At 67.2% G+C, this 6822-nt stretch carries 6 protein-coding genes; all 6 read left to right on the top strand.

The features are described 5' to 3' along the window. Positions 1–109: 109 nt before the first annotated feature. Complete coding sequence (locus tag Q0176_RS00555) at positions 110–1807, top strand: ribonuclease J (RefSeq protein ID WP_366796950.1); 1698 nt, start codon at positions 110–112, stop codon at positions 1805–1807. Positions 1808–1879: 72 nt separating this feature from the next. Beyond that, complete coding sequence (locus tag Q0176_RS00550) at positions 1880–2698, top strand: undecaprenyl-diphosphate phosphatase (protein WP_299297974.1); 819 nt, start codon at positions 1880–1882, stop codon at positions 2696–2698. Positions 2699–2701: 3 nt separating this feature from the next. Next, entirely contained in the window at positions 2702–3304 is a 603-nt protein-coding gene (locus tag Q0176_RS00545; protein WP_299297972.1) for a Maf family protein, read from the top strand. Positions 3305–3342: 38 nt separating this feature from the next. Beyond that, positions 3343–5250: a DUF5693 family protein gene (locus Q0176_RS00540; RefSeq protein WP_299297970.1), complete on the top strand. Its 1908-nt coding sequence runs from the start codon at positions 3343–3345 to the stop codon at positions 5248–5250. Between the two features lie 4 nt (positions 5251–5254). After that, a complete protein-coding gene (gene csaB, locus Q0176_RS00535) occupies positions 5255–6277 on the top strand; it encodes a polysaccharide pyruvyl transferase CsaB (protein ID WP_299297968.1) in 1023 nt (340 codons plus the stop codon). A 243-nt stretch (positions 6278–6520) separates the two neighbouring features. Further along, positions 6521–6822 (top strand): hypothetical protein (locus tag Q0176_RS00530; protein WP_299297966.1); only part of this gene is annotated, 302 nt, incomplete at its 3' end.

Here is a 6822-nt window from a genome sequence, read left to right as displayed (position 1 = left end):
GATATTTTATCGATATTTTTGGAGGACAACCTGATCAATGGCTGAAAAAGCTGCAAGGCCGAGGCGCAGAAGCAGGGCTTCCGCCGCAGGCCGCGAGAAGAACGCATCCTTGAAGTTCATCCCCCTGGGCGGCCTGGGGGAGATCGGCAAGAACATGTACGCCGTCGAGTACGGCGACGACATCATCGTGGTCGACTGCGGCCTGATGTTTCCGGACCAGGAGCTGCCGGGGATCGACTACATCGTCCCCGACATCTCCTACCTGGAGGCGAATCGCGAGAAGGTGCTGGGGATCATCATCACCCATGGGCACGAGGACCATACGGGGGCTCTGCCCTTCGTGCTGCCGCGCCTCAACGTCCCGCTCTACGGGACGCGTCTGACGCTGGGGCTGATCGGGAACAAGCTCAAGGAGGATCAGCCCACCCTCAAGACGCGCATGAACGAGGTCAAGGCGGGCGACGTCATTCGGATCGGGCCGTTCAGCGTCCGCTTCATCGCGGTCAGCCACTCCATTCCCGATGCCGTGGCCCTCTCGATCGAGACGCCCCTGGGGCGGATCGTCCACACCGGGGACTTCAAGCTCGACTCCACCCCCATCGACGGGCGCATAACGGACTACGGCGCGTTCGCCGAGGAGGGAGACAAGGGAGTGCTCCTCCTGACGTCGGATTCCACCAACGCGGAGCGCAAGGGGTTCACCCCGTCGGAACGCATCATCAGCGGGACCCTGGAGCAGCTGTACCGCAACTATCGGACCCGGCGCATCATCATCTCCTCGTTCGCCAGCAACGTGCACCGCATCCAGCAGGTCGTGGACGGCGCGATGCGCTTTAACCGCAAGATCGCCTTCCTGGGCCGCAGCATGGTGCGCAACGTGGAGCTGGCCCGGGAGCTGGAGTATCTGAAGATCGACAAGAAGATGATGGTGCCGATCGAGGACATCGGCAAGGTCCCCGACAACCAGCTGGTGATCCTGACGACGGGCAGCCAGGGGGAGCCCTTCTCCGGGCTCGTCATGATGAGCCGGGGCGAGCATCGGCAGGTCTCCCTGGGGGACCACGACGCCGTGTTCCTGCTGGCCTCCGTCATACCCGGCAACGAGAAGCTGGTAAACAACACGATCAATCGCCTCTTCGCCCTGGGCTGCGAGGTCGTGTACGAACAGGACCGCCAGACCCACGTCTCGGGCCACGCCTCGTCCGAGGAGCTGAAGATCATCCTCAACCTGGTGCGCCCCCAGTACTTCGTCCCGATCCATGGGGAGTACCGCCACCTGGTGCGCCATTCCCAGCTCGCGCAGGAGGTGGGGATCCCGGGGCGCAACGTCTTCGTGATGGGGAACGGGGACGTCCTGAGTTTTTCGAATGGGGCGAAGCCCCGCCTGAAGGACCACGTTCAGTCCGGAGCCGTTCTGGTCGACGGAAACGCGGTCGGCGGGCTGAAGAGCACGGTGATGAAGGAGCGCCGGGACCTGGCGGAGGACGGCGTCCTCGTCATCGCCGCGGCGCTCGACTCGCGCGGCGGCCTGATGGCCCCCCTGGCTCTCGAGACTCAGGGCGTCTTCATCTCCGACGACCGCAAACGGGTCTTCGATGAGATCCGCGCCGCTGCGGAGCGGGTGCTCAAGGAGTTTGTCGGGGCCCCGAACATCGACGCGGAGGCCGTGGCGCGGGGGATAAGGAGCCGGGTCCGGGACGTCCTGAGACGGCGCAGCTCCTCCTATGCCGTGGTGCTGCCGATCGTCTCCATCGCCGGGCGGGAGTCCTCGACCGACGAGACCTGGCTGGAGAAGGAGTTTTTCTAGGCTCAGGCCCCTCCCCCTTCTTAGGGGGCGCGAATTGCAGAGCCAAATTGAGATTCGGAGAGCTGGATGGTCATGCTGAATTTCCGTTGGGAGACTTTTATCCTTGGCGTCGTGCAGGGGCTGTGCGAGTTCCTTCCCGTCAGCAGCTCCGGGCACCTCGCCCTGCTTCAGAACCGCTTCGGGCTGGGGGGAGAGGGGCTGCTGGCCTTCGACCTCCTGCTGCACTGCGCGACGCTGCTCGCCGTCCTGATCTTTTTCCGGCGGGATCTTTGCGTCCTGGCCTCGGGGTGGTTCCGCGGCTGCGTCCGGCGGAGTGCCCGCGGTGAGGAGGGCTGGCGGTACGGGTGGGCGGTCCTCGCGGCCACCGCGGCGACGGGGGCCGCGGCCCTGCCGCTCAAGGGGGCCGTCGAGTCCGCGATGCAGTCTCAGATCGCCGTCGGGAGCGGCCTCCTGGTGACGGCGGGGCTGCTGTTCCTCGTCCCCCTTTTCCCGGAAGGGGAGAGGAGGCCGTATCTCGGAACGGCCCTTCTGGTGGGGCTGGCGCAGGGACTGGCCGTCTTCCCCGGCGTCTCCCGGTCCGGCGCCACGATAGCCGCGGGGCTCTTTCTGGGGCTGGCCGTCGCCGAGGCCTTTCGTTTTTCCTTCCTGATCTCGATCCCCGCCATCCTGGGCGCTTCCCTTCTGGAGGCCATGAGGCTCCGGAAAAGCGGGGGGCTGAGCTCCCTGCCCGAGGGCTGGGTCTGGGCGGCCCTCGCGGCCTTCGTCCTGGGCTGGCTGGCCCTGATCCTGCTGCGTCGGCTCGTGCTCTCCGGCCGGTGGGTCTATTTCGGGTTGTACTGTCTGATCCTGGGGATCTTCGTCATCGTCTCCAGCGTGGGGCTGGGGTTTTAGTCCATGGGGATCGGGAACGGGCCTCTCTCCATCCTCCTGGCCTCGGGCAGTCCCAGACGCCGCGCGCTTTTGGCGGACCTCGACTGGCGTTTCGAGTGGACGGCCCCCAGGGTGGACGAGTCCCCGCTGCCGGGCGAGGCCCCCGAGGCGCTCTGTGAGCGCCTGGCGCGTCTGAAGGCGGAGGCCCCCGAGGTGGGGGAGGGCGTGCTGGTCCTGGCCGCGGATACCATCGTGGTGGTGGATGGGCGGGTCCTGGGGAAGCCCGCGGACCTCGGCGAGAGCCGGAATATGCTGGCCCGCCTGCAGGGACGCCGGCACGAGGTGCTGACCGGGGTTGCGCTGCGGTGGAGCGGGCGCATGGCCTCCGCCGTCGAGAGGACGGAGGTGTGCTTCCGTCCTCTGACCCCCGGAGAGGTCGCCGCGTATGCCGCCACCGGCGAGGGGATGGACAAGGCGGGCTCCTACGCCATCCAGGGCCGGGGCGCCCTTTTGGTGAGCGGCATCGATGGGGATTACTTCAACGTCGTCGGGCTCCCCCTCTGTCGTCTCGGAATGCTGCTGGAATCCGTGGGGCTGAGCCTGGAACGTCTGTGGTCCAGGCTCTGAGCGGAGGATCATTTTTGTTTTTGCGGAGGTGCTGGGGCTTGAGGTTATCCTGTCGTCTTTTTGCGGGGATGGTGGCCGCCGTGATCCTGGGATGCGCCGGGTGGGGGCTTCTGCCGCGGTGGCGTCTGGAGCGCGGGGACAGGGACGTCGCGATCATCGCGGATTTCAGGGATATCGTTCCTCTGGCTCTCGGGGCCGGGGTGTCCGTCGACGGGGCGCTCGCCCTTCTGAAGGAAAAAGGGCTGCGCGGGCTTATGGTCAGCGAGCTGACGGGCGAGGACACGGCCAATGGGGTCGGTCCCGTCGCCGCGGCGGCGGTGCATGGCGGCGGAAACGGCGCGGCGCTGACGCGCCTTTCCGTCCAGGAGGGCTTCCCTCAGGCCGGCAGGGCCGGGGAGTGGCTGAGGCTCAAGGCGGTGGGGGAGGGCACAGAGGGCGGCGATGTCCTTCTCCCCGTCCCGCTCATCATGCTGCGGACCGTGGGGATCCTTCCGGATATATCCGGGCTCGAGGCTGGAGTGCGGTCGGGGCTGCCCCTCTATTACAGGCCGGCGCCCTCCCTGGGATGGCAGACGAAAGGGGCGGCCAGGCTGCTGGGCGAGGTCCTGGACGCCTATCCCATCGCCGCCGTCACCCCCTTGGGGGAGAGCGTCACGGGGTATCCCGACGTGGGACCCATCGCCGCCGAGCCGAAAAAACGAGGGGTTCCCGTGGCCGCGGTCGAATTCTCGCGGCAGCTTGGGGCGGTGCAGCTGAACAACCTGAGCTTTCCCTCGCTCCTGACCCTGCACAGCGTCACGAACGAGGAGCTCCTGGCGCGCAGCATCGGCCGTCAGGCCCTGCTGGAGCGGCTGGTTCGGGCGGCCGCGGAGCGCTCCGTTCGGCTCCTGGTTTTGCGGTCGGCCCCCTTGGGGCATTCGACCTCGACCTTGGACGCCTACGCCGGGGAGGTCGCCGCCTTGGCCGCGCAGCTGCGCGGGCACGGATTCCGGATGGAATGGCCGCGCGTCCTCTTTTCCGGTGGGGGATGGCGTTCGGGCTTGTTGTCGTTTTTGTCCGCCTATGCCCTTATCGCCGCGTTCCTGTTTGCCCTGTGGCGCTATGCCCTGCGACTCGGAGGGGATGGAGAGGCCGGGAAAACGGTCGGCCCGGCCTCCGTCGCCGTGTTTTTTCTCCTCGCGGGGGGTGGGGCGTTTCTGATCCGATTGGTCCCGGCCGCAGGCCGTCTTCTGGGGGCGCTGGCCGCCCCGCTCATCGTGACGGAGGCCTCTTTGATGGCCATGAGTTCGGGACGGACGCGGATTGCCCCATGGGGGCCGATCCTCTGCGGCTTCCTCGCCGCCGTCATCGGGGGGCTCGCCTTGGCCGCCTTCTTCAGCGACCCGCTCCACATGCTGCGGCTGAGGACCTTCTCGGGGGTCAAGCTCACCCTTCTGCTCCCGCCGCTCCTGGTGCTGCTGCATGACCTGAAGAACCGGGTCCATCCGGAGTCCCTGGACGCCTTCCTGTCCCGTCCCCCGCTTTGGGGAGAGCTGATGCTGGGCGGAGTGCTCCTGATCCTCCTGGGCATCATGCTGTTCCGGAGCGACAACGTTCGGTTCATCCCCGGCTTCGAGGCCAGGGTGCGTGGGACGCTGGAGCAGTGGCTGGTCGCCCGTCCCCGCAGCAAGGAGGTCTTCCTGGGCTATCCGTGCCTGATGCTGCTTGCCTTTGCCGTCAAAAACGGCCTGTGGGCGCGCTACCGCGAGCTCCTCCGCCTCGGCGCGGCCTTGGGGTTCTCCTCCGTCGTGAACAGCTTCTGCCACTTTCATACGCCGATCGCCTTCATCCTGCTTCGGGAATTCAACGGCCTGTGGCTGGGCCTGATTCTCGGCTCGGTCGTGGTGCTGGCCGTCGGCCGGATTCTGCTGCCCCTGTGGCGTCGGCTCCGCGTCCTGGCGGAATGACCCGATGACCCCGCAAGGAGGGGCCCGGCGCTATCGGGTTGCCCTGGCCGGCTACTATGGGTTCGGCAACCTGGGGGACGAACTTCTGGCCGGCGCCTCCCTGGAGGCCCTGGAGCGGGCGGGCGTCGGGCGGGGAAACGTCGTCATGCTCTCGAACGATCCGGAGGGCTCCCGGCGCGCGTTCGGGGTCGATTCCGTCTCCCGCTGGCGCCTGCGCGGCGTCGTCTCGGCGCTGCGGTCGAGCGAGACCCTGCTCCTGGGGGGCGGAGGGCTCTTTCAGGATGGGACGAGCCTGCGATCCTGTCTCTGGTACTGGGGGCTGGTGCGTTTGGCCCTCATCTGCGGGGCCGTCCCCTGGGCCCTCGGGCAGTCGATCGGACCGCTGCGGAGCGCTGGGGCGCGCTGGCTGACCCGGGATGCGCTGAGGGGCTGCCGCGTCCTGCACCTGAGGGATGCGCCCTCGATGGAATGGGCCGGCCGTCTTGGGCTGTCCGCCGTGCGTGGCGGGGATCTGGCCCTGACGTTGAAGATCCCGCGAACCGCGGGGGAGGATGTGGAGTCGACGGAGAAAAAAACGGGGCGGCTCCTGCTCAACCTGCGCCCCTCCCCGGACGCGGACCGCTTCGCCCGGCTGGCGGCGCCTCTCGCCGCGGACTTTCCCGACGAGGTCGTCGGCGTGGCGCTGTCGGGCGAGGACGAGATCCTGCTTGACGCCATGAAGGGGGCCGGGAGGCTCAGGCTCGATAGGATCGAGCGGGTCGCGGGGCTCGAGGAGGCCGTGCGCCTCTGGCCGGGGGCGTCCGCCGCGGTAGGGATGCGCCTGCACTTCGCCGTGCTCTCCGCCCTGTGGGGGACGCCGCTTGCCGTGCTGCCCTACGATCCCAAGGTGGAGGCCTTCGCGAGGGTTGTCGGGGTTCCCTGTGCCGGGGAGGAGCTGCCCCAACCCTGTCCGCCGGCCCCGCTCGACCGCCTGGGTGTGGTTTTGGAGGTGGATGCGCTCTGCCGTGCGTTTTTGTCGAAAGGTTGAGGGAAACGCCGATTCGATCGGCGCTTCCCGAGGTTCCGCGGTGCGGGGGCGGGAGGCGCACCGGGCTCCCCGGAGCGGCCGATGAGGCGGGAGCCGTGCTTTTCAAGAGGCTCTTCGTGGGTTATACTCTAACCCGAGTGAGTCGTGAACGCGGGCGGACGGTTGGAATGGATAGTTGGAGCGAATGAATGGTCGGATCGATGGGTTGCAGGGCGTGCAGTTCATTTTTGGACGGTGATTGTGTTGGATAGACGTCGTGTCGACGAACTGGGCATCAGCTATGTCGAGAAACTCTCCCTCTATGAGGAGTATGCCTCGCGCGTGCGCAATCTTGTTCAGGACCTGATCGAGCGGGAGGATATCGAGGTTCACAGTATCGAGGGGTGGGCCAAGGCCCCGGCAGATCTGGTCCGTGCTCTGAACGCCCGGGGGGACGACGGGGATGCGGGGCTGAACGCCGTGTCGGACCTGGTTACGGTTCGGGTTCTCCTCCGCTTTCCCGAGGACGTTTATAAAGTCGAGGAGATCATCCTGGCCGAGTTCGA

The organism is uncultured Fretibacterium sp., from assembly GCF_938040765.1.
Lineage (GTDB): Bacteria > Synergistota > Synergistia > Synergistales > Aminobacteriaceae > CAJPSE01.
The sequence above is the reverse complement of the archived record's forward strand: the minus strand, read 5'-3'. Positions and strand labels throughout refer to the sequence as shown.

Coding starts and splice junctions, on each gene's coding strand:
- Q0176_RS00550 (WP_299297974.1), top strand. CDS start 1,880: ATGCTGAATTTCCGTTGGGAGACTTTTATCCTTGGCGTCGTGCAGGGG.
- csaB (WP_299297968.1), top strand. CDS start 5,255: ATGACCCCGCAAGGAGGGGCCCGGCGCTATCGGGTTGCCCTGGCCGGC.
- Q0176_RS00545 (WP_299297972.1), top strand. CDS start 2,702: ATGGGGATCGGGAACGGGCCTCTCTCCATCCTCCTGGCCTCGGGCAGT.